This is a genomic window from Sphingobacterium sp. UME9 (assembly GCF_014170215.1).
GTDB lineage: Bacteria > Bacteroidota > Bacteroidia > Sphingobacteriales > Sphingobacteriaceae > Sphingobacterium > Sphingobacterium paramultivorum.
In genome coordinates this window covers 843,575-869,817 of the sequence record NZ_LZZP01000003.1, presented here as the reverse complement: position 1 = coordinate 869,817, position 26,243 = coordinate 843,575, and the positions used below count along the sequence as shown (strand labels likewise).

Sequence of the window (26,243 nt, the reverse complement as noted above, 5' to 3'; positions counted from 1 at the left end):
AATTCATGTCATTATTCCACTTATCCGATTATTTTCTTCTGCGCACGCCGCTACTTCCAGCTGCATTTGCCGTTGATCTTTTAACGATAAAAGAGATAAATGAAATGGAAGAGAAACTTCGTCATTTGTTTCAAGATGAGCAATTAAAAGAAGCCTTATTTTTGGCGAGCCCTGCCTTCTCTGTAGAGGTTCAAAAATGGCTTGAATATAAGAAAGAGAGCAGCTCAAAAATGATCGCTTCACTACTCAAATATGCGATTAGGATGAGCACCAGAAGTACGCCTTTCGGGTTATTCGCAGGGGTATCTTTTGGGAACCTTACCGTCTCCGAAAAAAAGGTATCGTTAATTAGGGCTAATGCGAATAAAGCTGTATTAAAACTGGATGCCACCATTTTGACAGGAATTATTGAACAGCTTTCAAAAGACAAAAGAATTTACAGTCAACTCTATTATCGTATCAATCCGACCTTATACTTAGATGGTAAATATTACAAATATTATCAAAAAGTGGCAAATGGGAAGAAAGGACAGCATATCCTGAAACGCATAAGGCTTACTCCAGTTTTGGATCGAGTCATCCAATACTTTGAACGCAATAAGAGAACCAGCCACTATCAATCATTAATCGATCTGCTGCAAGGTCTTGGAGCATCAACAACGCATGCGAGCCTATTCGTCAATAACCTCATCAGCCTTGGAATCATATCTTCTGAATTACAGCCCAATGTAATTGGCCGAGGTTATCTGGACAGCCTGATAACCACGCTTGAAAGAGTGGATAAGGTGGAAAATTATTTAAATCCTTTATTAACAGTAAAAAAATGGCTTCATAGTTCTCAATCTGTCATTGAGATCCGAAACGCCATCCTTAAATTATTGCAGCCTTTAGCTCCAGACCTCGATATGACCAATTCGTTACAGGGGGACCTCCTCATGGGGATGGACGAAAATAACTTATCAGATACCGCATTAAATCACATAAGAGATCAATTTCAGGATTTACTACCACTTTGCAGCCAGGCTAAGTTAACAGATTTTGACCAGTTTAGAGCTGCGTTCTCTGTTAAATATGAAGATAGAATGGTCCCGCTAACGACAGCTCTAGACCCCGATATTGGGATTGGTTACGGACGTCAAGAAGGTGTTTACAATATAACGGATGAAATACTCGGGGAAGTTAAAAACATCCCTCCGACGGGCGAAAAAAAATATGGGGACCACCATTATCAAGATCTGGTCATTGAAAAATTTGTAGAAAGTGTAAAAAATCAATTCACCGAAATTCGGCTGACCGGCAAAGATCTAGATCATATCGCTAAACAGCGTAAACAAACAATCCATACTATCCCTTCTTCATTCTATGCCATCGGCAATCTCCTTAGAAGTTCATGTCAGGAAAATTTATTCTTCAATCTAGGTACTATTGGTGGTTCGTCATCAGGAAACTTAATTTCCAGATTTGCACATTTGGATGAAGAATTGCATAACAAATTAAAAGAATCGGCCAACAAAGAGCAGCAGCAGTTTCCCAATGCAATACTTGCCGAGATTTGTCATTTCCCAGACAATAATGCTGGTAATATAATTTATAGACCTGCGCTGCGAAAGGCATCAATTTGCCTAAGCCCAACAATCGACGAAGAACAAGAGCAAATTGATGTTAATGACTTATACCTGTTCCTTAAAGAACAGCGTCTAATCTTGTGGTCCAAGAAATTCAATAAAATGGTTATCCCCCGTTTGACGACGGCCCACAATTTTGAACAGGGTATGAATATTTACAAGTTTCTCGCAGATTTTCAGTTCCAAAATAATAGGTTGGATCTTTCCTGGAATTGGGGGATTATGAAAGAGCAGCCGAGGCTCCCAAGAATAAGCTACAAAAATATTATCTTGTCTAGAGCCCAGTGGCGAATTCAAAAAATAGCGAAATACCCCAGTAACCCTCAGGCTTTCATAAAAAATATACAAGCGGAGTTAGCAATCCCTACAATGGTCATCATCAGCAGCGGCGATAATGAACTGTTGATAAATTTAGACAATCCTTTTTGCATAGAAATCGTATTGAATCATATGTGCAAAAGAGAGACCATATTAACCGAATATATCCTGAATGACTATTCATCAGTAGCCAGGGATAAAGATGGACATATTTTTGCCAACGAAATCATTATTCCAATAGAATCACAACAGGAGACTTTCACAAATGAATCAGCTCCGCAAGACAATAACCTAAAAAGATGCTTCCCTTTGGGCAGTGAATGGCTTTACGCCAAGATCTATTGTGGTTTACATTTTGCAGACACCTTGTTAAAGGAAGTTTTCCCCATAATCGTAGCGACAATTAGTCAGCAAAATGTCCTAAAAAAATGGTTTTTTATACGGTACAACGATCCATCGCCCCACATTAGGTTTAGAGTTGAGCTTTCAGATCCAAGCCAGTATTATTCCGTTATATCCACGCTGAATACCCTATTAGAACAGTTTATTAAAGATGGTCAGATATCAACGCTATCCTTTGACACTTATACACGGGAGATTGAACGCTATACCCCATTTTGTATGGAACTTAGTGAGGAGCTATTCTATCAACAGAGCGAAACGGTACTGAAGGTTATTCAACAAAGTACTTCAAACAATGATCGATGGCGCCTGGCTTTCGAAAATATTGAGTCGCTATTAGAAGCTGCAAAATTTACGCTGATCGAAAAAAGAGATTTCTGCCTACAGATGAACACCCTTTATCAGCAAGAATTTGATAATAATAAAAACCTTTGGATTCATCTCAACAAGAAGTTCAAAGAGAAAAAAGATTGGTTCGACAAACCTTTAGACAACCCAGAAGAATCGAAAAAGAAACTAAATGCACTTCAATACAGCATATTTAACACCTTACGGAGCCATACCGATCTAGACGAATTCAAGTCGGCCCGAACATCGTTACTATCAAGCTACATTCATATGTTTATTAACCGATTGTTCATGTCCGATCAACGCCTACATGAACTTGCTGTTTACCACTTTATGCTTGGCTATTATAAAATGCAAATTGGAAAACAGAAAGAACGTATGAATCCGATAAATTATATAAGTCCCATCTTCGCGAAAAGTTGATTACGATATTGTAAACCGATACCGAGTTCTGTCCCATTTTTCAGAATGACTTTACTTGCCTCAACACCCTTGATCTGTTTGATATTGACAATATAGGACCGATGCATACGAGCAAACATATCCCAAGGTAGTTCTGCTTCCATATCTTTCATGGTAGACAGCAACGTTTGCATACCTTCTAACGTATAAATTTGAATGTAATCGCCCCAGGCTTTTAGATAGAAAATATCCGCCGGATCTATAAAAATAGTTTTGTTCCGATCCTTTATCTTAATCGCCTTTCTTTCACCTTGTGGGCCCCTTCTAGAAAACAAAATTGCCTTTTGAACTTTTTCAATTGCCTTGATCAAGCGCTCTTCCGTCAGGAGTGGCTTTAAGATATAATCGATCACATCCAGCTCAAATCCATCGACCGCATACTCATAATGCCCAGTTATAAAAACAACAAATGGTGGATGAGCAAGTCCTTTGAGAAAGGTAATTCCATCCATTTCAGGCATATCTATATCCGATAAAATGAGATCTACCTCGTGCTGTCTTAAAACGTCAATTGCTTGCAATGGGTTTTCGAATACACCCAATATTTCGATCAGGCCTAACTTGGAAACTAATTTCTCGAGGCGACCTCTCGCAATAGGCTCATCTTCAATAAGGATAGTTTTAATTCTATTCATAAGTACTTCGCAACCCGCTGCTTTGGTGCTACGGCTCTGTTTCCGAATGTAAAGTTACAACAAGATTAACACTAAATACACCCTCATGCGACTTTATTTCCAAATTGTGATTATGAGGATAATGAAGTTCCAGTCTTTTTTTTACATTTTCTATCCCTAATCCACCGATATAATTTTCTGGTTTTGAAAGTTCTCTATACGCATTAGCCACGTGCATATACACCTTATCATCCCTCACTTTAATGTCTATGGATATCCATCCCGCCGAAGAACTTAGCCGAGGGCCGTGTTTAAATGCATTTTCTACAAACGGAAAAAAGATCAAAGGAACCATCATGCTGTTTTCGTCTTCAGCCGCCAGATTTAATTTGATCTGCACGGTCTCGCTATAGCGTAACTTTTCCAATTCAACATAATCCTTTAGCAATTGAAATTCGCGGCTAATTTCTATCCTGGGTTGATTACTTTCATGCAGTAAATACACCATAATACTGCTTAAACGCATCATACTTTCGCCGCCTCTTTCATCATGATCGGATACCAGCACATAGATGCTATAAAGTGTGTTAAGTAAAAAATGTGGGTTAATCTGGTATTTTAGAAAGGCAAGTTCCAATTGGACATTGTTCAATTCCAGTGCTGAATTTTTCAATTCAAGTTTCATTTTTGAATTTCTGACAGACATAAATGCGTGTACAATTTTTACGGTCAATGGCAGCGCCACCAAAAAAATAAAATCCAACAAATAATCGCTAATGGAAGAAAGGCGAAAAGCACCAAAGATTCCTTGACTTAATATTATTTCAAGATAGCTTGACAGGCGAATATCTGGTGTTAGATATTTCAACGTTAATAGTGCAGCAAAGTAACTTAGAAACGACCACCAGGCGTAAATAAACAACAACCATAATATACATAACACAAACTTCCCTGGAATAAACCATCGCGGAATGATGATATATGCTGTCACATAAAATATTGTCAACAAAGAAAATACGTCCTTTACAAACAAAATCCAGGAATTATCAATATCTATCCGCTGATAGGAAATGAATTGCATTCCCAAAACCAAAAACCAAAAACACAAGTGAAGGATAATACGTTTCCCCGTATTGTAATTTTGGAAAAACCTGTTCATAGATAGCATACTTTTCAATAATATCAGTCTAATATAATGATATCCTTTAGTTTGTGGTAGTCTGACTTGTCAAGTGATAACGCAAAAAGACATTTCTGCGACAAAAAACAACAACCTATAACGCTAACAATCTGAATATATCCCAATTAAGAACTGAGCAAATTCAAAAAATAGAATTACGCACAAAATAATTAAATTGTAACAAATATATAGCTTTAAAATGACTATGATTTTTAGCGTGAACACAACAGCTAGTTCATCCAGCAAATAAAGTAATTTGCTAGGTTATCAATATAGAATAGCGTTATTCTATAATTTTAATTAATTAGGTAATTTTCATTTACTTCTATCTTCCGTATATTTAATTTTACAGAACCCACATAAACAACAATTAGATGTCAACTACTTTTATGCAGCTTTGGTTATATAATAACTGGGCCAATACAGCACTACTGGATAAACTGAAAAGTGAAGGCGAAAAAGTACCTCATTCTTGCATACGGCTCTTTAGCCATATTGTCAATGCGCAGATTATTTGGTTAAGTCGATTAACTGGTGAAAAACCACCTGTTGGTGTTTGGGATGAGCATAGTATCATCGATTGCCAAAGGTATCACGATTTAGCTTCAGAAGGATTTGGGCAGCAGATTCAGCGCAGAAATGATATGGAGGATGAAATTATCAATTATACAAACACACAGCATCAGGCTTTTCATAATAAGGCCAACGACATTCTGTTACACGTCTTTAATCATGGCACCTATCACAGGGCGCAAATAGCAAGCGAAATGCGAAAAAATGGGATTGAGCCTATCAACACAGATTATATCACTTTTGTTCGCACATAACAGTACTGTAATCAGACGCCACTGTAGTCTGATTACAAACGAAGTAGTTTTATCGAAATGCCGATTTGCTCCAAATGATAAATATAAAATTTTGATCTAGTCAATTCGAGCTATCCTGCACATCTTGTAATTGGCGGACTAGACGTCCTATAATATTGGAGAATACCTTAAATTTGAAACAAAAATGAGTTACAAACATATCTTCAAAGCGTCCTTAACTTGGAAAAATCCTGAACAGCCTACTACTGTGGGTTCAAAAATTTATACAAAGAGCCATCACATCGCGATCGAAGGGAAAGCTGACCTGCAAGTTTCCGCAGCAAAAGCATTCAAGGGTGACCCCGCATTGTACAATCCGGAAGATTTGCTGCTTAGCAGCCTGATTTCTTGCCACATGATGTCCTATTTATACGTCTGCTCGAAAAATAGCATCGAGATTTTATCCTATATGGACAATGCTATCGCTACCCTCGAAACGGATGGAGACGGAAGTGGTCGTTTTACAGAAGTCACACTACACCCCGAGGTTCTCATCACAGATAAATCCCAGATAGAACTTGCTTTATCCTTACATGCCCAAGCAAATAAACTGTGTTTTATTGCGAATTCATGTAATTTTACTGTACGGCACCATCCAAAATGTCAAGCGATCTAATCAGACTTAGGCGTTCTATCGAAAGAAAAAAACTTCTTGTTTTCGGTTTGTTAACACTACCGAAAATATAACACGCAGCACAAATTAGTAATTAAATAACAAACAAGTTTTTAAGGATTTCATTACTTTTGACTCATGATGGAAAATTCCAAGAAAAAAGCAGCAATCGGATTCATATTTATTACACTACTAATCGATATTACGGGTTGGGGAATCATTATTCCAGTCGTTCCTAAACTTATCGAGGAATTGATTCATAGCGACATCAGTGAAGCGGCAAAATATGGCGGCTGGCTCGGCTTTGCCTACGCTTTCACACAATTCATCTGTTCTCCTGTCGTTGGTAACCTCAGTGATAAATATGGCAGAAGGCCAATTATTTTGATCTCACTTTTTGGATTTGCAGTAGACTACATCTTTCTTGCCCTCGCGCCAACTATAGGTTGGCTATTCTTAGGACGCGTTATCGCTGGACTGACAGGCGCTAGTTTTACAACGGCAAGTGCTTATATCGCTGATATATCCACGGATGAAGATCGGGCAAAGAACTTTGGTCTAATAGGCGCTGCATTTGGTCTAGGCTTTATCATCGGCCCAGTTATCGGCGGTCTACTCGGTCACTATGGTGCCAGGGTTCCCTTTTATGCGGCCGCAGGACTGTGTATGCTAAACTTCTTGTATGGCTATTTTATCTTACCTGAGAGCTTAGATAAAGAAAAACGTAGAGCTTTTGAATGGAAACGCGCAAATCCAATTGGATCCTTTAAGTTTCTTGGAAAACATCCAGAAATATCCGGATTAATCGTTGCCTTAATTTTAATATATATCGCAGGTCATGCAGTTCAAAGTAACTGGAACTTCTTCACCATGTATAAATTCGACTGGACAGAAAGAATGGTGGGTATCTCATTAGGTGTTATTGGATTATTGATTGGATTGGTTCAGGGTGTTTTAATTCGATGGACTACACCCAAACTTGGTGAACAAAAAAGCATTTTCTATGGATTGACCCTGTATGCCATTGGACTACTGTTATTCTCATTTGCAAGCGAGGGATGGATGATGTTCGTCTTCCTTATCCCTTATTGCTTGGGTGGTATTTGTGGACCAGCTCTTCAGTCTGTTATTACCAAAAATGTTCCTTCAAACGAACAGGGTGAACTTCAAGGTGCACTAACAAGCTTAATGAGTGCAACATCGATTATTGGTCCACCGATGATGACAAACCTATTTTATTATTTCACCCATGACAAAGCACCATTTAAATTTTCTGGCGCGCCGTTTTTCTTAGCATTTATCCTGATGACGATTAGTGTGTTCATTGTCTATAATGCTTCTCGGAAAAAGAGAAATCAGCAAATAAATCTTTAAACCTGATTGATCAGTCTGCACTATTTTCATCTAAAATTCAACTGGCCTATGCATATAAGAACTGCATAGGCCAGTTGAATTTTAAACCTTTGACTTTAAACGACACACGATCTCCTGTGAAATATTAAGATAAGAAGCAACTATTCTATTGGATAGCCTTCTGACAACCATTGGATTCTCATCCAACAATAAACGATATTTTTCAAGGGCATCTAGCATTAAAAATGGCATCCAGACGCCTCGCAATTGAAAAACCATGACTTAAGTCAAAAAACAGAAACACAATATCTGGTCCAGTACACAATCATCTCACTTCTGGATCAATTTAGGTTAATCAAACTTCAATTCTTCAATTCATGGATCGAATTCTTCAATTCCTACATTACTGATCGCTGTAAATTTGCAGGCAAGGAGATAAAATTCAAAATGATACATACAACAGACATAACAAATCAAAACATAAAACTCCACGTAAACTCAAAACGGGATACACCTATACTGACGAAGCCTCTTTTATGGCTTATTACCTTGACAACTGGAGTAGTCGTCGGCAACAACTATTATAATCAACCGCTTTTGGGATTGATGGCGAAAGACTTTCACGTTAGTGAAGCTGCAATTAGTATGATTGCTATGCTCACCCAGATCGGTTTTGCAACAGGGCTACTCTTTATCGTTCCTTTGGGAGATATGATAAAAAGAAAGAAATTAATATTATCAATTTTTCTACTCATCATAGCCTCCTTATTGGCAATGGTCTTCGCTCCCACTCTTGGGCTGCTCTATATCGCAAGCTTTATGGTTGGATTTAGCTCAGTCGTTCCCCAAATGCTCGTCCCCCTTACGGCCGAACTTGCTACTCCCGAAAAACGCAATTCTTCAATCGGAATGGTCATGAGTGGCTTACTATTAGGTATTCTGCTCTCCCGCGTCGCAGCAGGATTTATTGGCGATATCTGGGGATGGCAGGCGATCTATTATATGGCGATTGCATTAATGGTTCTATTCATGTTCTTATTAGCTTTCGCACTCCCCGATGTGAAACCGACATTTCAAGGAAGTTATCTACAATTAATGCACTCATTGATCCATCTGACAAAAACTCAACCGGTGTTACGGCTATCTGCACTCAGAGGTGCCCTAGGTTTTGCGGGATTCAGTGCTTTTTGGATTACATTGGTATTTCATTTACAGGAAGCTCCTTTCCACGCGGGGTCCGCTGTAGCCGGATCCTTCGGATTAATAGGGGCTGTTGGCGCTTTGGCAGCAGCATTGGTCGGCCGGATCGCAACGCGTGTTTCTACGTATACCGTTATTCTTGGTTCCATATGTATCCTGCTATTGAGCTGGATTGTATTCTACATCGGGGGGAATAGCTATATCGGATTAATAACTGGTGTAATCTTAATTGACTTGGGTTTACAATCAATGCATATCAGCAATCAATCTGCTTTCTTTGCCTTAAATATCGGGGCAACCAACCGACTAAATACAGTCTATATGTTTAGTTACTTTGCGGGTGGATCATTGGGTAGTTACCTGGCCTCTCTCGCTTGGAAATACTTTCAATGGAATGGCGTGGTATTGACAGGCTTTTGTTGTACACTACTGGTTCTCATCATCCATATCTGCTACGACAGACGGCCAAAAAAATTTTCTTAGTCGTTGAACACCATAATCTAAAGAAAAGCTAATTAACAGAAAATCTTCTATATGATGATATCCATTAATGGCCTACATGTTATACATGTAGGCCATGGATGGAAACTTATATCACTTATTCGAGCACACCAAACTTGCCAGCTTGAAAATCTTCAAAGGCTTGGTAAATCTCTGCCTGTGTATTCATTACAAATGGGCCATAGCTCACGATAGGTTCATCAATGGGCTCACCGCTTAACACAAGTAAAACCGCATTTTTATGGGCCTTTATCGAGATCTCTTCACCATCATGGCCAAATAAAACAAAACTATGTTCCTTCGCAAGTTCACCGTTGACCTCGACCTCCCCATTCACAACCAGCATCGCAGTATTATGATTTTGTGGAACTAAAAAATTCGTTTCATGTTGCTCCGCCAATTTGATATCAAATAGATTGACAGGCGTATAGGTGCTCGCTGGCCCTACCGTATCCTGAAATTTTCCCGCGATGACATTAACTACCCCTGCTGCGTCAGGCAATAGTACCTTCCCCATCTGATTGGCTGTAATCGCCTGGTAATGTCCCTCCGTTGATTTATCTTTCGCTGGTAAATTAACCCAGAGCTGAACCATTTCAAACAATCCACCTTTTTTTGAAAATTCCTCTTCATGGTATTCTTTATGTAATATACCCGCACCGGCAGTCATCCATTGTACATCACCCGGACGAATAACACCGCTGTTTCCCGAACTGTCGTGATGGGCTACACTACCTTTGTAGGCGATAGTAACGGTTTCAAATCCTTTATGCGGATGTACATCCACGCCTCTGATATGATCCGAAGGTCCAAAATCAAATGCTGCGTTGAAATCCAGTAAAAGAAATGGACTCATCCTCTTTTGGGAAATCCCATTCCCTGGTATCATATTAAATACACGAAATCCATCTCCTACCATACCCGGTTGAGCTGGACGTTGGAAAATTCTTTCAATTGATTTTTTCATGTTATGATCTCCTTTTTTATCGTTCTTGATGAATTTAAGTTGAAGCCCAAATTGATTCACTTCATTTTAAATTGCTATCTCAAAGGTACGACAAGAAGAAGCCTGCTTCCAACAACCTGGATTAAGGCATAAACTTAACCTAGATTAAGTTTATAAGAAAAGATACTGCTAAAACTAGGAATCCCACATTTTCTGGATGCCATAGAAATGTGTAACTTCAATAAAAATCATAGACCAAGTATCTTTATGCACTCAAACAATACCGTCACATTAACAAAATTCTACCGTCACCTTTGGTTACGTCCAATACTATTACTCTTGCTATTCATCTTTTTATACCCCGCAGTACATGCGCAATCCAACAGTAAATCTAAAGTGAAACCAAACTGGAATGAAATACTTGAAGAACAACTGTTTCCAGGTAAAAAGCTCCAAGATTCCACGTTCCGCTTTCAGGGCAAATTTGAAGAACAATTTATCACAACAGCAGATCATGTTAAACTCCATGGAATCTTGTTTAAGGCAGACAAGAGCAAAGGACTAATTTTCTATTTGCATGGCAGTAATGGGGCTGTAGATACCTGGGGTAAAATTGCCAATATCTATACTGATAACGGATATGATCTTTTTATGCTGGATTACCGAGGTTACGGAAAAAGTGAAGGTAAAGTAACCAATGAAGAACTACTTTATCGTGATCTGCAAACGGTCTATGATAAGCTGACACAACAGTATCCGGAAGATCACATTATCATAATCGGTCAATCTATGGGCACGGCACTTGCTTCAACTATTGCTTCGCATAATTCTCCAAAAATGCTTATTCTTCAGGCACCTTACTATAGTTTTCAAGATTGGACACAACATGTCGCTCCTGAACTCGATACAAGCGGGATCCCCTTTTATTTCGACAATGCCTCGGCATTGCAAAAAGTAAAATGTAGAACGATCATCTTCCACGGAGACCAGGATAATGCCGTCTATTTTGATTCTTCCATTAAACTGAGTAACTTTTTTAAAAAACAGGATAAATTGATACGTTTGGCAAAGGAAGGACATAATGATTTTTCTAAAAATAAAGACTATCTGCATGCGATTGCCGAGCTATTGCGATAGTCTCATTTTATACCAAAAATACACTATGCCCCTTCAGGAATTTTATACCTTAAATTCGGGATAAGGAAAACCCTTTCCTTTTTCACAGAAAAATTTTAAACTCCTGAAAAATAGTGCCCAATCAAAACTGCAGGAAGCAAATTCCGCACTATAATTTGCCCAGCCATCATGGTGAAACAGCAGCATACATCCCTTTTGCTGAGGTTCAAGTTCAAAGGTCAGTGTCGTTCCAATCCATTCCTCAAATGCCTTGACACAGCGCCACTCGACCCTGGAATAAGGCTTCAGCGAAATAACTTCCATATTTTTAAAATAGCTGGGACCAAATCCAAACCGCAGGATCGCACCAATCTCCGGCTTTGCCTTGGTATCTGGTGTCCACCAGCCTGCTAGTCCTTCCGCCGTTGTAAGCGCCTTGTAAACAGTCTCTACAGGGGTTTCAATTAACAGCCTATGGTAGATACTTTTTGTCCCAAGATCATGTGGTATGCGATTCTCTTCCATAGCCCCCAGCGCTATTTCCTCCTTTGGAGTAGGCTGTCCCAGCCCAGTTAAAATCAATTGTCTTAGGCTGTCCGTTATATAATACGTCCAGGCATCATGACATACCTGATAACATTCCATCTGGGAATTAAGCCCACGATGGGTGAAATGTAATGTAGTTGTACCCGCATCTTCCACAATATCGAAGATAATGGAACTATTAGTCCATTCCCGTTCATCCTGGGTGAATTTAAAATAGTTTTCGAGGACCCGCCAGACTACTTTACGATCTGTTTCCATCGTTTCTATTCGTATTCGACAACGATGTACATCCTGATAATGATATATAAACTCATCATGCAAAGCAGCAGTTGGCCCTTCAATATTTTGAGACCACCATCCGCGGACATTATTGATTGCTTCAAATACACGTTGAGCACCTGCTTCAACGGTAATGCTTATTTTAAAATCTTCCTTTTTCATCATTCATCGTATTTTATAACGTTAACTCATACTTCTTATATTCCTATACCTCAATCAAATATGTAAATCTAAACGAATAAGTCCCGGAAGCGTTTTTGCCAAGGGAATATGTGTCTCAAAATAGTGTTTGTCAAAAAACTCCCTATTCGTAGGAGTCTTATATATTGCGATCATTCGTACCATCTTGTGGTATTAATTTAAATTTATAGATCAAATATAGCGGACTTCAAAATACAAAAAGGGGTGTAAAATAGACATTCTCAGCGGTTGATTTAGACAAGTCGTTTCGGTATATTTGAATAGTATCAAATAAGCGTATTATCGTTTATTCAATCTTATAAACTTTCAACATGAAACATCTAACGATCTTAGTTCCAGACAGTCAGACAGGCCCTAATACCATATCGTGCATTGTTGGAACATACCATGTATTCACAGAAGCGAACCGCTATTACGATCAACTGAACAGGGAACCTATATTTAATATAGAATTGGCAGGAGTTTCCAAACAGAGTAACTTTGTCAATGGATTATTAACGGTCATGACGCAGAAAGATATCGCTACGATTCAAAAGACCGACCTCATTATTGTACCCGCTGTCATTTCTAATTTTAGTGCGATAGAAGCTGGTAATAGCATGCTCTCAGCATGGATATTAGACCATTATACCAAGGGAGCAAATGTTGCAAGCATGTGTACCGGCGCATATCTGCTCGCATCCACAGGGCTTTTGGATAACAAAAACTGCTCTATCCACTGGAAATCAGCGGCAAATTTTCATAAGCTCTTTCCAAAGGTTAACTTAAAAACAGAACAAATTATTACTGATGAGCAAGGAATCTATACCAATGGTGGCGGTTATTCGTTCCTTAATCTCCTCCTTTACCTGGTCGAAAAGTTCTACGACAGACAGACGGCTATTTATTGCTCCAAAATATTTCAAATTGATATTGCCAGACAAACACAGTCCGATTTTATGATCTTTAATGGTCAAAAATCACATGGAGATGAAATGGTCATGCGTGCACAGGACTACCTCGAGAATAACTTTTCAGAAAAAATTTCCATGGAGAAGTTATCTGAAAAATTCACTGTCGGACGTCGGAATTTCGACCGTAGATTTATTAAAGCGACAGGCAATACGCCCGTGGAATATCTTCAGCGGATAAAAGTAGAATCGGCAAAAAAAGAGTTGGAAAGCTCGAGGAAAACGGTAAATGAAGTGATGTACGCTATTGGATATACAGACATAAAGGCTTTTCGCGAGATATTCCGTCGGTTTACAGGAGTCTCTCCCCTTGAATATAAAAACAAGTACAATAAAGCAGTAATAAAATAGATGTTAGATGAATTTTGAACCGATTCAGTTTTCTGATCTCCCCGTCATCACAGCATTAAGTCCAGAAGGATGGGGTAATGTGCCGATCAAAATACAGCATTATATAGAAAGCCCTTTTTGTTTCCCCATAAAACTCCTGGTCGATCAGAAAATTGTGGCCATAGGTACGACCATTATCCATAGCAACGTTGCCTGGCTCGGACATATTATCGTCGCTCCCGATGAAAGAGGAAAAGGCTATGGGAAACAAACCACCCAAGAACTTATTCGTATAGCAAACAGCAAAAAATGCAACAGCATTCAACTCATTGCAACGGATATGGGCGCGCCTGTTTACACAAAGCTCGGCTTTAAGGAATCTTCTTCTTATCTTTTCTTTGATGATATACAAGCACCCCATCTTGAAGAAGCGGACAATAATATACAGCAATATCAATCCCGATACAAAGAGCAACTTCTGAGGCTCGACCTGACAACCGCAGCCGAAAATAGACAATGCGAAATAGAACCGCATTTCATTTCAGGTTTTCTATATGTGAAGAACCAAACGCTCCGCGGTTATTATCTTCCTTCTTTGGGAGAAGGCCTTATTGTTGCCAATGAACAAGCTGCTGGAATGGCATTGTTAAAAATGTATTTAATGGAAAATTCCAAAGTTGTGCTACCGAAAGAGAATACAACCGCAGTTTCCTTTCTATTGAACCAAGGTTATCCAATAAAACGCCAGGCCAAGCGCATGTACCTAGGTGAAAATATCGATGTTCAATTTCAGTCCATCTTCAATAGAATTGGTGGAAATCTAGGTTAACACCAATTCTATACGTTATTTTTTTAGGACCGATAGCAAATTTCAAAACAACATAACGGACTACGAAAGCTGACCTACGGCATCCTCAAGAACCTTTTTGGCAGCCACAGCCGGATGCTTTTTGCTTCGTTGGATATAACATAATGAAATTACGATTCCTAAAGCCGCCATTACCGCACCAACCAAGGCCGGAGAAGTATAACCATGGCCTTGATTAATGGGTACGCCACCTAAAAAGGCACCCAATGCATTCGCAATATTAAAACAAGCAGGTCCTAAAGAAGCAACCAACATTTCAGCATCACTTTTTACCGAGTTAAGCAATAATAAGGTTAACGAAGGTACGAGCGCAAAAGTAGTGACTCCGGTTAAAAAAGTCATTACCAAGGATATCCAAACGTTGTCAGACAGCCCGTAAATAACCAACATACATAAAATCTGAACCACCAGTACGGCTACAACCACCTTTGTTGAAGAAAAAGCGTCCGTCAACTTCCCTCCGATCAAATTCCCCACAAACATACCTAATCCAGCCAAAACCATAATATAAGGCAGGTATTTATCAGCAACACCAGACACTTCAGTCATCAGCGGAGCTATATAACTTATCCAGGCAAACAGTGCCCCTGGAGCTATTGAAAATAATAAAACCATAAACCAGACATTCACATTGCGAAAAATGCCAAAGTCCTTCCAAGGATTATTTTTAGGTGCTGCTTTCATTTTAGGCATCCACAACTTTAAGGCTAACATGGTCAAAATACCGACGATAACAATCAATAGAAAAGTATAACGCCATGAAAAATGATGTCCAATATAGGTACCCAATGGAACCCCAAATAAATTGGCAACTGTCAATCCGGAAAACATCGTCGCTACAGCCTGCGCTTCTTTACCAGGATCGGCCAATCGACTGGCAATAACAGACCCTACACCGAAGAAAGCACCATGTGGCAATCCCGAAATAAAACGCGATACCAACAAAAGACCATAGTCTGGAGCAACTACAGATAATCCATTAAATAGGGTAAACAATCCCATGAGGATAATCAAGGTCTTAAGTGGCGAGAATCGATTCATAACAACCACCAACAGTGGGGCACCGATAACTACACCTAAGGCATAAGCTGTAATGAGATAACCAGCTTCCGGAATTGAAACTTGCAGACTTTGGGCAACGTCCGGTAGCATCCCCATCATACTAAATTCGGTAATTCCTATCCCCAATCCCCCCAGTGCAAGTGCTAATAAACTCTTCTTCATATATAATTGAAATTATTAATAACACAAATTTCTATCAGAATAATTTAATAAACAAATCATTTAAATAGTACAATCTATCATTAAACTAATAGCACCGACATTGTCTCAATGAAAACACCTATATTAGCCTGAGGTAAAATCGATCAGCATAACACATTCAAACCTTAACCATGAAACTGCATCATTATATACTTACTTTCACCTTGTACACACTTGTACCTTCTTGGGCATTGGCACAAAAAGGCCATGCAAAAAAGCATCCAAATATTGTATATATCATGAGTGATGACCATGGTTATCAAGCGATCAGCGCTTATGGTTACGGATTGAACGAAACGCCCAATATTGACAGATTAGCAAAGGAAGGTGCCATTTTCACACGTGCGACCGTGACAAATTCATTATGTGCACCCAGTCGGGCTGTACTCCTAACTGGGAAGCACAGTTATATGAATGGGAAAATTGATAATGAGGCAAAATTCGATTGGAATCAGGACAACTTTGCCAAGATTCTCCAAAAAAATGGGTATCAAACGGCATTAATCGGTAAAATCCATATGGATGGCCTACCCCAGGGATTTAACCACTCAGCGGTCCTTATTGACCAAGGCGAATATTATAATCCAAACTTTATTATCAATGGTGTAAAACAACAAATACAAGGCTATGTATCGGATCTCACCACCGATATGACCCTAGATTGGATCGCTAAAAGAGATACCAGCAAACCTTTCTGTGTGCTCTATCATCAAAAAGCGCCACACCGAGAATGGCTACCTGCTTTGCGACATCTTCAACAATATACATCAAAAACCTACAAAGAACCGAATAATCTATTCGACACCTACGAAGGAAGAGGAACTGCTGCTAAAACCGCTGAAATGAATATCCTTAAACACATGAACTGGGCTGGTGACAACAAGATACCTCCTGCGCTAATGGATGAATTGGGACTAAAAGAATATCTATCCTGGGATAAAGCTGCCTTTAATGGAAACCTAGGAAGAATGACTGCAGCGCAGCGCGCAACATGGGATTCAATCTACAACCCAATCATGGCAGATTTTAAGATGAAATATCACAACATGTCCAAAGAAGACCTGATGCGCTGGCGATATCAACGTTATATACAGGATTATCTGGGTACCGTTGCTGCAGTGGACGACGGTGTTGGACGTCTATTGGAATTTTTGAAAGACAATGGACTCGACGAAAATACAATTGTCATTTATACCTCAGACCAAGGGTTCTATCTGGGTGAACATGGTTGGTTTGACAAACGTTTTATGTATGAAGAATCGCTCCGAACCCCCTTATTGATCCGCTATCCAGCAGAAATTAAAGCTGGCCAATCCTCAAAAGCACTTGTTCAGAATCTTGATTTTGCCCCCACAATCCTAGATTATGCAGGACTTGCAATCCCGAAAGATATGCAGGGAAAATCTTTTCGTGGTCTACTCAATGGAAAAGAAAAACAATGGCGCGATGCAGTATATTACACCTACTATGAGTACCCTTCCATTCATATGGTAAAACGACATTATGGGATTCGTACCGAAAGGTACAAACTGATCCATTTCTATTATGACAAAGATGAGTGGGAATTATACGATCTAGAGAAAGATCCACAGGAAATGCAGAATGTATACAATGTACAAGCATACCAAAACGTACGTGAAGAAATGCATCATAAACTGGACGAAGCCCGAGCCTACTATAAAGATTCCGATGAGAACGACAAAAAGTTCTTACCGAAGGTAAAACAATAATTTACTGGCCTACTAAGCCATTAAATTATTGTTGTTAAAAATCTAAACAGGGTTGAGTTTGAAATAACGTCTCAAAATACGTCTAACATCTCTATTATCGGCTTTGAAGATGATGGCTTCTCGCTTTTTCTTTTCGCTATATACACGCTTATTACAGTAGCCAAATCCTTTATACCGACCATCCAACAAGTAAACAAGTCCCTTTTCTTTGGGATTACGCCCTAAAAACTCCAAAAATATTTCGCCCATCGGAAGCTCCGAAGAGGCTACAAATTCCTGCACTCTTCGATTATAGTCTTCTGGAAGCTCCTGCCCAATACATGCCCCTTTGCAGGTCTTCAACATATATTGAAAACAATGTTTCGTATACGTCTGTAATTTGTTTATTTTTTGGCAGAGCTGATAAGCTTCCACAATATTGAATAATTGCTCGCGCCCCTCCTGGTAACTCGAAAAGGTCATGAACTCTTCTCGCTCGGGATCAAGCGCCTCAACTTGAAGAACTTGATAGCCCAATGGATTCACTGCTAGATAAAGGCCAAATCCGTAGTAGGTTCGACGCTGCGCCCGGTTATAATAGGGTTGATATTTTTTGATCAGGTCAGATTCATGCAATAGCGCTAGTAATTCATGGCCAGTCAGTTCAAATCCAACTCTGCAGGCTGCTTCTTGGATTTTGCGTTCCTTAAAATCTGTACTTCTAAAATGCTGCAATAACCTATTTCTAATATCGATACTCTTGCCGACATAAATTAGCACATCATGCTTATCATAAATATAATATACGCCGACTGCAGAGGGTACCCCTTCAAGCAATCCGGCAATTTGCTCTTTCGTCATCACTTTAACAGCAGGTAATATCTTACAAAGGTAATTTAAAAAATAGGCTATTCACTTCGTGGATCAGATTTTAAGGGCATCTTGGCGCATCGTCTCACTTCGAGTGTGGGGCAACCATAGTCAACCACAATTTTCCCTTCGATCAAATAAATGCCGTTTCCCCGAAGTGGAAATTCGACAAGTGTCTGCGGGAAATGAACGGTATCAAAAAAATGCCCTTCAGCATCCAAAAAGGTCCCAAATTTCATTTGCCCTCCATTGCGCATCCTGACAATTTTTTCACAGACGAAATCGCCGACCATCCGAATTGTTTCACCTTCATGCGCCGTCATGTCTTCTGCAAAAATATCACCTCTATAGCTGCTTTTTGCCAAATCAAACAATGTCCCCGTAACACAGAAACCAATCAATTCCAGTTCATCATAATAGTCTTCCAAGATGTTTTCTTCAAGCAAAGGAAGTAGCGGTTTTCTGGTTTCGATTTCAAAGAGAACATTTCCGCCACGGGTAGGTTTATATTTACTCATCATCAAATGGCCTTCCCACAATAATTGCTTTTTCCCTATGGCGGTAAAACGCAAGGCTCCCACACGGATTAAAATGATCAATTGCTCCAAGCTAATTTCCGTCCGGCCAATAAAATTTTCTAAACTGAGATAAGGTCCATTCAATTCCCGTTCATTAACAATCCGTAAAGCCAATTTTTCCTCCAGATGCTGTAGGCAATCAAAGCCCAGATAGATATCCTTTCCAAAAATACGTGCATTTAAACGAGACTGGTTGACACAGGGCCGGCAGATGGTAGCGCCCGCAACGCGCGCTTCATTGACGTAAACTTTACGATTATAAAAACCACCATAATTATTGAGTACCGCAACCATAAACTCCAATGGAAAATACGTTTTTAAGTATAAACTCTGGTAACTCTCAACAGCATAGGAGGCTGAATGTGCCTTGTTAAATGAATAGCCCGCAAAGCTCTCCATCTGTCTCCAGATTTCCAAACTTCCCTGCTCCTCGTATCCTCGAGTTTTGCAATTGGCAAAAAAACGTCCTTTGATGGCCGCAAGATGATCTTTATCACGATACTTACCCGACATCATTCGTCGCAGTACATCTGCATCTGCCATGTCAAGACCACCGTAGGCATTCGCAATTTTCATCACATCTTCCTGATAAACCATCACACCATAAGTTTCCTCCAACTGTTCTTTGAATACTGGATGCGGATAATTCGCAACATAAGGATCGTGGTGACGTCGAATATACTCGCTCATCATTCCTGAACTCGCTACACCAGGACGAATAATGGAAGATGCTGCCACTAATGTGTTATAGGTATTACAGGACAGTTTGGTCAAAAGTTGCCGCATCGCAGGACTTTCTATATAAAAACACCCAATAGTATGGGCTGACTGTAATTGCGTTGCTATGAGCGGATCATGAAAGAAAAGCTTGGGATTGTCGGTATCGATCAGCTCGCCCAAATTCTCACGTACGATTGCTTTACAGTCTTTGATATGCCCTATTCCCCGTTGCGATAGGATATCAAATTTTTCAAAACCAATATCTTCGGCAACATACATGTCAAATTGCATCGTGGGAAGTCCTTTAGGTGGGTAGTCCATAGCTCCATAGCATGCCAAGGGAGCCTCGGAAATGAGGATACCACTCGCATGAATTGAACGCTGATTAGGAAAATCCGCCATCCGATTATAGACACTCAAAATGGTATTCGTTACCTCATTTTTGTTAAGCATATGTTCAGGTTCGTTGATCAACCGATCTATTTCTCCTTTAGGAAGACCATATACCTTTCCGAGCTCACGCAAAATGCTGCGCGACCGAAACGTACTCATTGCGCCCATCAATGCAACATGTCCACTTTTATACTTATTAAAAATATAACTATACATAGCATCACGTTCATTCCAGCTAAAGTCAATATCGAAATCGGGGGCACTCTTCCGTTTCGGATTTAGAAAACGTTCAAATGGCAAATGCAGAGCGATGGGGTCAACATCGGTAATTCCCAAACAATAAGCAACGGCAGAGTTTGCTCCAGATCCACGCCCTACGTAATGAAAGTCGCTATGCCGTGCATAGCGACAGATATCATTCGTTATCAGAAAATAGCTTGAAAATTTAAGTTGTTCAATAATTTCCAATTCCCGCTGGATTCGTTTCCTTGCAACGGAATCATTTTTTCCATAACGTCTTTCCAGCCCCGCGAATGCCTGACTAAAAAGCAATTGCTGATCTGCATAATGACTGTCTGTAAATGTGGTTTTATTTTTAACTGTCTCAAAGTCGAAGTAAAAAGAGCATTGGGCAAGCAGTTGCTCTGTATTGTTCATAAGCTCGGGCAAATCCGAAAACATTTCAGTTAAGGTGATTCTTGACAAAAGTACTTCATCCGGATGGGCCACCTGATCCGCTTCCAATTGTGATATCAACAGATTATTGTCAATGGCACGCAATTGCCTATGTAACACATAGTCATTTTGTTGGAAACTTACCGGTGCTAATATGACACAATTCGCCAAAATTTTCCGGTCCAGCAAACGTACTTTGGTGCGTTCCGAAGGCCTTATGCCAATATATTCATAGTCGCGCAAGCCATGGTGGCTGATCGCTGAAAAAGGATAAACAACAAATACCTCCTCAAAATCAGGAGCACGTTGCGGTACCGATCGTTGCTCCATATTGAGTTTGGTACGATAGGCATTAATCTCCTGAAAACCACGTTCGTTCTTCGCTATAGCGACAAAACAAAGCTTATTATCGGCTCGAAACTCCATTCCTGCGAGTAAATTCAGTCCCTTTTTCCGACCCAACCGAATAAAATCCAATGATCCGGAAGTATTGTTAATATCGGTTAGTACGGCAGTATCGTAACCACCGGACTGAATACCTTCGATAAGGTCTTCTAGACTCAATGTGCCGTAACGCAAACTATAGAAACTACGAAGATTTAAGAGCATCTACCCCTCCTTTCTCCCCGGGCATGGGCACACAGATCCCTTTCATCAAAAACGCTGTACCGTAACGACTTTTAATACGATCCATCGCCTGCATCAGATTTACCTCTTCGGCATTATCCGCAAATAGATCGGTTTGGTAAGCTCCATAGATCAAACCAGAAAACTTAACCCCCACCAACCGAATTAACATGCGGCGACTATATAATTTTTTAAATAGGGATAGCACAACTTCAATCAATTTTCGATCGGAATTGGTATAACCGATCTGCAATTGTTGGGTATGGGTATCAAAATTACTATAGCGTATCTTCAACGTAACACAGCTGGTAAGCCGCTGTTCTTTACGCAATTCAAAGGCAAGATTATCAACCATACCGATGAGTGTCCGCCGCAATACATCCATATCAATCGTATCCTGCTGATAGGTCGTTTCTTTGGACATGGATTTCTGTTCACGAAAAGGGACCACAAGCGTATCATCCAGACCATTGGCCTTCCGCCAGATATTTACACCATTTTCTCCTAAGACCTGTTGTAACGTGAAAATCTCCATTTGTTGCAACGTTCCAATTTTAGAAATCCCCATATTACGCAACAAGGTATACGACTTATCGCCGACCATCGGTATTTTCCGAATAGAAAGCGGCGCCAGGAACTGCTTCTCTGTACCTCCATTTACTTGCAGCTCACCACATGGTTTCGCCTGGCCGGTCGCTATTTTAGACACCGTCTTATTGACGGAAAGGCCGAAACTGATCGGAAGCCCCGTTTCCCGAATAATACGCTGCCGCAATTCCTGTGTCCATTTCCAGCATCCAAAGAAACGGTCCATTCCCGAAACATCAAGATAATGTTCATCGATGCTTGCTTTCTCTACAACCGGTGTCTCAAGCGAAATAATTTCGGTCACCATATTGGAGTAATAACTGTAGAGATCATGATCGCCTTTGACGACAACAGCATCCGGACACATTCTTAATGCCAAGCGCATCGGCATCGCGGCATGCACCCCTGATTTTCTGGCTTCATAGGAACATGAAGCCACCACGCCCCGATCACTGCTACCGCCAATAAGTACCGGTACACCATTAAGTTTACTGTTTATCAGCCGCTCAACTGATACAAAAAATGTATCAAGATCACAATGTACGATGCTCCTTTCCATATCATTCATGTATTGACGTCTTATATCGCCTAAAAGCAATAAAAATCACGCTCAAATATACTAATATATTTAGTATTTATAAATGATAGCGAATAAAAATAGGAATACACCCGCCCTTCATTTCGTTCAATGAAAAGGACGGGTGTAACTTAGCGCCAATTGTTAAAATTTCATTTTCTGAATCCTAATGGCATTCAATATCGCAATTAACGATACGCCAACATCGGCAAATACAGCCTCCCACATTGTTGCCAAACCTCCAGCTCCAAGAATCAACACGATCCCTTTGACTATAAAAGCAAGGCCAATATTCTGATAAACAACTTTTTTCGTTTGTTTCCCAATGCGAATGGCCATTGGAATCTTCGAAGGTTTGTCATCCTGTATCACGACATCTGCCGTCTCGATCGTCGCATCACTGCCCAGTCCACCCATCGCTATTCCAACATCACTCAGTGCGACAACCGGAGCATCGTTAACGCCATCACCAACAAAAGCAACAGATTCATTTAGCCCCTTTATTTCCCTGACCTTATTCACTTTATCTTCCGGAAGCAGGTCACCATAGGACTGATCTATTCCAAGTTCCTTGGCAACATAGGCGACTACCGTCGTCTTATCCCCGCTCAACATCGTCGCTTTTACACCGAGCTTATGCAGTAGCTGAATTGTAAGCGCGGCATCTGCTTTAATGCTATCGGCGATGGTCATGAATCCTACAAATTTACCGTCCAAAGCGATGGCAATGGTCGTATATACGATACTATTCGGATCGATATCATAGGCTACATTAAATTTGTCCAGCAATTTAAAGTTACCCACCAGCAACTCTTTGCCTTCAGTAATTCCTTTTAATCCATGTCCGGCGATTTCTTCTATATTATTGAGATTAATAGACTCGTCGATCGCACCTGCATATTCCCTAATCGCTGTTGCAACTGGATGGCTACTGTGGCTTTCTATTTTATTGACGAGCTTTAAAATTCTTGCCTCGTCGTAACCAGCCTGTAGCTTAATTTCCTGCACCTTAAAAACACCGGCAGTCATTGTTCCGGTTTTATCCATCACCACATGCCGGATATCTGCCATCGCATCCAAAAAATTACTGCCTTTAAAAAGTATACCATTTCTACTCGCGGCACCGATTCCACCAAAATACCCCAAAGGAATCGAGATGACAAGTGCACAGGGACAGGATATCACTAAAAATACGAGTGCTCTATACAACCAGTCGCTAAATACATATTGATCGACAAACAAGTAAGGCAGGAGGCAAATTCCAATAGCCAAAAACACGACAATTGGGGTATATATCTTAGCAAATTTGCGGATAAACAGTTCAGTAGGCGCTTTTTGAGCTGTTGCGTTCTGTACAAGCTCTAGGATTTTACTCAGTTTGCTATCTTGATAAGCTGTTGTCACCCGAATTAAGCTCACCGTGTTCATATTAATCATTCCTGCCAGCACAACATCACCTTTCATTTTTGTATCTGGCTTGCTCTCGCCAGTCAGCGCAGCAGTATTAAATGCGCCTTGTTCAGAAAGCAACTCACCATCGAGCCCGAGCTTTTCGCCAGGTTTCAGCTGAACAATTGCTCCGATACCTGCGCCTGCGGCCTTGATTACTTTGCTCTTTCCATTCTCCAAAATGTTCACTTCATCCGGACGCTGATCCAGTAGTGCCTTAATATTACTTTTAGCTCTACTCACCGCTAAGGTCTGAAATACCTCGCCCACGGCGTAAAATAACATCACCGCTACAGCTTCTGGGTATTCTTTGATCGCAAAAGCTCCTATCGTAGCAATACTCATTAAAAGAAACTCCGAAAAGATTTCCCCTTTAGCAATACTCTTTAGGGCATCTCTGATCACAGGATACCCAACAGGCAGATAAGATACGATATACCAGCCCGAACGAACCCAATCCTTAAACCATGCTTGCGCAATCCAATTATCCATGGCTATTGCTGCAATGAGCAAAATAAAGGAAATTAGCGCGGGTAAGAACAACTGCATCTGACTAACCCCTGCCGTTGAGTGGTCGTGACCGTCTTCATCGTGGCTATGATCATGACCATGACTGGAAGCCGGAGCTTTCCCAATAAGGTCTTCTGCTCCCGCCTGACTATATATTTTTTCTGTCTGTGTACAACAAAGCTGTCTGCCTTGTGCATCATAACGATGTTGATGTTCCATAACTTGCTTTGATTATGTTAACAAATACTGTCAATTAATGTTCGTGCCCACCTGTATTGCTCATTTTAGCATTGATAAAAAAGGCACCCTTTACAACAATTTTCGTCCCGGCAGGAACTTCGGTAACCGGGATAATCGCCGTATATCCCAAAGCAGACACGCCTTTTTGAATCTCTATTTTTTCAAAATTGATGTTTTTAGCCTGTTCTTCACCATGCTGCCCAGCTTCTTGCTCATTTTTATGCGCATGTTTTGCTTCACCTTCATCGTGCGCATGCCCGTGATCGTCGTGCCCTTCTTCATGCTCCTCAGGTTTCTTGTCTGTCTCCACAAAAATATAATACTTGCCGTCAGCCTCCACGATTGCGTCATTCGGAACAGCCGGAGTCCGTACATTATTGACACCGATCATACCCGTGATGTTCATCCCATCAATCAACCCCACTTTGCTGCCCACAACCGTACTGTGCACAGCGATGGTCTTGCTATCATTTTCAAAGGAAGATCCAATTGTAAAAACTTTGGCGGTATAGGTCTTATCCGGGTTGTTGGTCAGTTGAAAGTTGATGAGCTGTCCGACTTTAACCAAAGGTAGATCCTTTTCAAACACCTGCAGATCCAAATGCAACAGACTATTGTCAACAATCTCGATCACTGGCGAAGAGACATCTACATAACTCCCAATTTTCGCAAAAACATTACTTACTGTTCCATTGATAGGACTTGTTACGGCCAATGAGGTCCGCATATTAGAAAGATTCACGCTATTGGGATTTATGCCCATCAATTGGATCTGTTGTTGCAACGAGGCCTTTCGAGCCCGTAAACTGTTGAAGTCTGCTGTTGCTGCCTGCAGATTTTTCCGTGCGCCCGCATTACCTTCATTGAGTTCCTGTTGCCTTGCCATTTCTTGTTCCGCCAAGGTAATCTTACTTGCAAGGGATACATATTCCTCCTGTAACTGTACAAACTGGGGGTTGGTAATCGTAGCGATCACCTGCCCCTTGCGTACGTTATCCCCCAACTGCACGTTTAATGTCTTTACAACACCACCGTAAAGCGTCGTTGCATTCGCTTTATTGTTATTGGGTACACTCAAAAGCCCATTGGCCTTGATTGTAGCTGTTAGTTCCTTCTCTTCAATACCTCCAAAAACGATGCCCACAGCTTTTATTTGTGCCGCACTCAGTGCCGCTACGGTAACCGGTCCTTCCTCATGCCCCTCTTCGGATTTAGGCGCTTCCTTTCCCTCCGCTTGACCTTTACGCTCCGACTCATTAGAACCGCAACCGTAAAAAACAGTAACGGCTATACATACGATAAATATCTTTATGAAAACTTTCATTG

The 26,243-nt window shown here is 40.4% G+C and carries 20 protein-coding genes; 9 read left to right on the top strand and 11 right to left on the bottom strand.

Annotated elements, in window-relative coordinates; all coding sequences use genetic code 11:
- The first annotated feature begins 5 nt into the window (after positions 1-5).
- On the top strand, positions 6-3,116 hold the full coding sequence (locus tag A9970_RS05135) for a lantibiotic dehydratase (protein ID WP_182981556.1): 3,111 nt from the start codon (positions 6-8) through the stop codon (positions 3,114-3,116).
- Here the strand turns inward: A9970_RS05135 and A9970_RS05130 are convergent.
- Complete coding sequence (locus tag A9970_RS05130) at positions 3,086-3,790, bottom strand: LytTR family DNA-binding domain-containing protein (protein ID WP_153848666.1); 705 nt, start codon at positions 3,788-3,790, stop codon at positions 3,086-3,088. The genes A9970_RS05135 and A9970_RS05130 overlap by 31 nt on opposite strands.
- A 28-nt stretch (positions 3,791-3,818) precedes the next feature.
- On the bottom strand, positions 3,819-4,928 hold the full coding sequence (locus A9970_RS05125; RefSeq protein ID WP_182981555.1) for a sensor histidine kinase: 1,110 nt from the start codon (positions 4,926-4,928) through the stop codon (positions 3,819-3,821).
- Positions 4,929-5,323: 395 nt separating this feature from the next.
- On the opposite strand from A9970_RS05125, the gene A9970_RS05120 reads away from it, so the two are divergent.
- The 4 genes from A9970_RS05120 to A9970_RS05105 all read left to right on the top strand — a co-directional run bounded on the left by A9970_RS05120 (position 5,324) and on the right by A9970_RS05105 (position 9,464).
- Positions 5,324-5,776, top strand: coding sequence for a DinB family protein (locus tag A9970_RS05120; protein ID WP_182981554.1), 453 nt, complete (start codon positions 5,324-5,326; stop codon positions 5,774-5,776).
- A 184-nt stretch (positions 5,777-5,960) separates the two neighbouring features.
- A complete protein-coding gene (locus A9970_RS05115) occupies positions 5,961-6,431 on the top strand; it encodes an OsmC family protein (RefSeq protein ID WP_182981553.1) in 471 nt (156 codons plus the stop codon).
- 135 nt (positions 6,432-6,566) lie between these two features.
- Positions 6,567-7,802, top strand: coding sequence for a TCR/Tet family MFS transporter (locus A9970_RS05110; RefSeq protein ID WP_353852368.1), 1,236 nt, complete (start codon positions 6,567-6,569; stop codon positions 7,800-7,802).
- A 426-nt stretch (positions 7,803-8,228) separates the two neighbouring features.
- Positions 8,229-9,464, top strand: coding sequence for an MFS transporter (locus A9970_RS05105; protein ID WP_182981552.1), 1,236 nt, complete (start codon positions 8,229-8,231; stop codon positions 9,462-9,464).
- 115 nt (positions 9,465-9,579) lie between these two features.
- Here the strand turns inward: A9970_RS05105 and A9970_RS05100 are convergent, their stop codons facing one another.
- Positions 9,580-10,449: a pirin family protein gene (locus A9970_RS05100; protein WP_182981551.1), complete on the bottom strand. Its 870-nt coding sequence runs from the start codon at positions 10,447-10,449 to the stop codon at positions 9,580-9,582.
- Between the two features lie 246 nt (positions 10,450-10,695).
- On the opposite strand from A9970_RS05100, the gene A9970_RS05095 reads away from it, so the two are divergent.
- Entirely contained in the window at positions 10,696-11,565 is an 870-nt protein-coding gene (locus tag A9970_RS05095; RefSeq protein ID WP_182981550.1) for an alpha/beta hydrolase, read from the top strand.
- Positions 11,566-11,607: 42 nt separating this feature from the next.
- On the opposite strand, the gene A9970_RS05090 is transcribed toward A9970_RS05095, so the two are convergent.
- Both A9970_RS05090 and A9970_RS29020 read right to left on the bottom strand, forming a co-directional pair.
- A complete protein-coding gene (locus A9970_RS05090; protein ID WP_259655331.1) occupies positions 11,608-12,534 on the bottom strand; it encodes an SRPBCC family protein in 927 nt (308 codons plus the stop codon).
- Between the two features lie 51 nt (positions 12,535-12,585).
- On the bottom strand, positions 12,586-12,705 hold the full coding sequence (locus A9970_RS29020; protein ID WP_202883770.1) for an EthD family reductase: 120 nt from the start codon (positions 12,703-12,705) through the stop codon (positions 12,586-12,588).
- A gap of 176 nt (positions 12,706-12,881) precedes the next feature.
- On the opposite strand from A9970_RS29020, the gene A9970_RS05080 reads away from it, so the two are divergent.
- Together A9970_RS05080 and A9970_RS05075 are read left to right on the top strand one after the other, a co-directional pair.
- Positions 12,882-13,871 (top strand): GlxA family transcriptional regulator, encoded by a 990-nt coding sequence (locus A9970_RS05080; protein WP_182981549.1) that lies wholly within the window; start codon positions 12,882-12,884, stop codon positions 13,869-13,871.
- Positions 13,872-13,878: 7 nt separating this feature from the next.
- On the top strand, positions 13,879-14,679 hold the full coding sequence (locus tag A9970_RS05075) for a GNAT family N-acetyltransferase (RefSeq protein ID WP_182981548.1): 801 nt from the start codon (positions 13,879-13,881) through the stop codon (positions 14,677-14,679).
- Between the two features lie 60 nt (positions 14,680-14,739).
- On the opposite strand, the gene A9970_RS05070 is transcribed toward A9970_RS05075, so the two are convergent.
- Positions 14,740-15,942 (bottom strand): MFS transporter, encoded by a 1,203-nt coding sequence (locus tag A9970_RS05070; RefSeq protein ID WP_182981547.1) that lies wholly within the window; start codon positions 15,940-15,942, stop codon positions 14,740-14,742.
- A 170-nt stretch (positions 15,943-16,112) separates the two neighbouring features.
- Between A9970_RS05070 and A9970_RS05065 the strand changes: the two genes are divergently transcribed.
- A complete protein-coding gene (locus A9970_RS05065) occupies positions 16,113-17,711 on the top strand; it encodes a sulfatase (protein WP_182981546.1) in 1,599 nt (532 codons plus the stop codon).
- Between the two features lie 42 nt (positions 17,712-17,753).
- On the opposite strand, the gene A9970_RS05060 is transcribed toward A9970_RS05065, so the two are convergent.
- The 5 genes from A9970_RS05060 to A9970_RS05040 all read right to left on the bottom strand — a co-directional run bounded on the left by A9970_RS05060 (position 17,754) and on the right by A9970_RS05040 (position 26,241).
- Positions 17,754-18,551, bottom strand: coding sequence for a GIY-YIG nuclease family protein (locus tag A9970_RS05060; RefSeq protein ID WP_182981545.1), 798 nt, complete (start codon positions 18,549-18,551; stop codon positions 17,754-17,756).
- Positions 18,552-18,598: 47 nt separating this feature from the next.
- Positions 18,599-21,535, bottom strand: coding sequence for a DNA polymerase III subunit alpha (dnaE, locus tag A9970_RS05055; RefSeq protein ID WP_182981544.1), 2,937 nt, complete (start codon positions 21,533-21,535; stop codon positions 18,599-18,601).
- Complete coding sequence (dinB, locus tag A9970_RS05050; protein WP_120336176.1) at positions 21,516-22,700, bottom strand: DNA polymerase IV; 1,185 nt, start codon at positions 22,698-22,700, stop codon at positions 21,516-21,518. Before dinB ends, dnaE begins: the two co-directional genes overlap by 20 nt.
- 162 nt (positions 22,701-22,862) lie before the next feature.
- Positions 22,863-24,896: a heavy metal translocating P-type ATPase gene (locus tag A9970_RS05045; protein ID WP_182981543.1), complete on the bottom strand. Its 2,034-nt coding sequence runs from the start codon at positions 24,894-24,896 to the stop codon at positions 22,863-22,865.
- Between the two features lie 34 nt (positions 24,897-24,930).
- Complete coding sequence (locus A9970_RS05040; RefSeq protein ID WP_182981542.1) at positions 24,931-26,241, bottom strand: efflux RND transporter periplasmic adaptor subunit; 1,311 nt, start codon at positions 26,239-26,241, stop codon at positions 24,931-24,933.
- Positions 26,242-26,243 lie beyond the last annotated feature (2 nt).

What these genes read in the sequence shown, in the direction of transcription:
- dinB (WP_120336176.1), bottom strand. Translation starts at nt 22,700, where the DNA reads ATGGAAAGGAGCATCGTACATTGTGATCTTGATACATTTTTTGTATCA.
- A9970_RS05075 (WP_182981548.1), top strand. Translation starts at nt 13,879, where the DNA reads ATGAATTTTGAACCGATTCAGTTTTCTGATCTCCCCGTCATCACAGCA.
- A9970_RS05090 (WP_259655331.1), bottom strand. Translation starts at nt 12,534, where the DNA reads ATGATGAAAAAGGAAGATTTTAAAATAAGCATTACCGTTGAAGCAGGT.
- A9970_RS05045 (WP_182981543.1), bottom strand. Translation starts at nt 24,896, where the DNA reads ATGGAACATCAACATCGTTATGATGCACAAGGCAGACAGCTTTGTTGT.
- A9970_RS05105 (WP_182981552.1), top strand. Translation starts at nt 8,229, where the DNA reads ATGATACATACAACAGACATAACAAATCAAAACATAAAACTCCACGTA.
- dnaE (WP_182981544.1), bottom strand. Translation starts at nt 21,535, where the DNA reads ATGCTCTTAAATCTTCGTAGTTTCTATAGTTTGCGTTACGGCACATTG.
- A9970_RS05115 (WP_182981553.1), top strand. Translation starts at nt 5,961, where the DNA reads ATGAGTTACAAACATATCTTCAAAGCGTCCTTAACTTGGAAAAATCCT.
- A9970_RS05070 (WP_182981547.1), bottom strand. Translation starts at nt 15,942, where the DNA reads ATGAAGAAGAGTTTATTAGCACTTGCACTGGGGGGATTGGGGATAGGA.
- A9970_RS05125 (WP_182981555.1), bottom strand. Translation starts at nt 4,928, where the DNA reads ATGAACAGGTTTTTCCAAAATTACAATACGGGGAAACGTATTATCCTT.
- A9970_RS05110 (WP_353852368.1), top strand. Translation starts at nt 6,567, where the DNA reads ATGATGGAAAATTCCAAGAAAAAAGCAGCAATCGGATTCATATTTATT.
- A9970_RS05130 (WP_153848666.1), bottom strand. Translation starts at nt 3,790, where the DNA reads ATGAATAGAATTAAAACTATCCTTATTGAAGATGAGCCTATTGCGAGA.
- A9970_RS05100 (WP_182981551.1), bottom strand. Translation starts at nt 10,449, where the DNA reads ATGAAAAAATCAATTGAAAGAATTTTCCAACGTCCAGCTCAACCGGGT.
- A9970_RS05095 (WP_182981550.1), top strand. Translation starts at nt 10,696, where the DNA reads ATGCACTCAAACAATACCGTCACATTAACAAAATTCTACCGTCACCTT.
- A9970_RS05080 (WP_182981549.1), top strand. Translation starts at nt 12,882, where the DNA reads ATGAAACATCTAACGATCTTAGTTCCAGACAGTCAGACAGGCCCTAAT.
- A9970_RS05120 (WP_182981554.1), top strand. Translation starts at nt 5,324, where the DNA reads ATGTCAACTACTTTTATGCAGCTTTGGTTATATAATAACTGGGCCAAT.
- A9970_RS05040 (WP_182981542.1), bottom strand. Translation starts at nt 26,241, where the DNA reads ATGAAAGTTTTCATAAAGATATTTATCGTATGTATAGCCGTTACTGTT.
- A9970_RS29020 (WP_202883770.1), bottom strand. Translation starts at nt 12,705, where the DNA reads ATGATCGCAATATATAAGACTCCTACGAATAGGGAGTTTTTTGACAAA.
- A9970_RS05060 (WP_182981545.1), bottom strand. Translation starts at nt 18,551, where the DNA reads ATGACGAAAGAGCAAATTGCCGGATTGCTTGAAGGGGTACCCTCTGCA.
- A9970_RS05065 (WP_182981546.1), top strand. Translation starts at nt 16,113, where the DNA reads ATGAAACTGCATCATTATATACTTACTTTCACCTTGTACACACTTGTA.
- A9970_RS05135 (WP_182981556.1), top strand. Translation starts at nt 6, where the DNA reads ATGTCATTATTCCACTTATCCGATTATTTTCTTCTGCGCACGCCGCTA.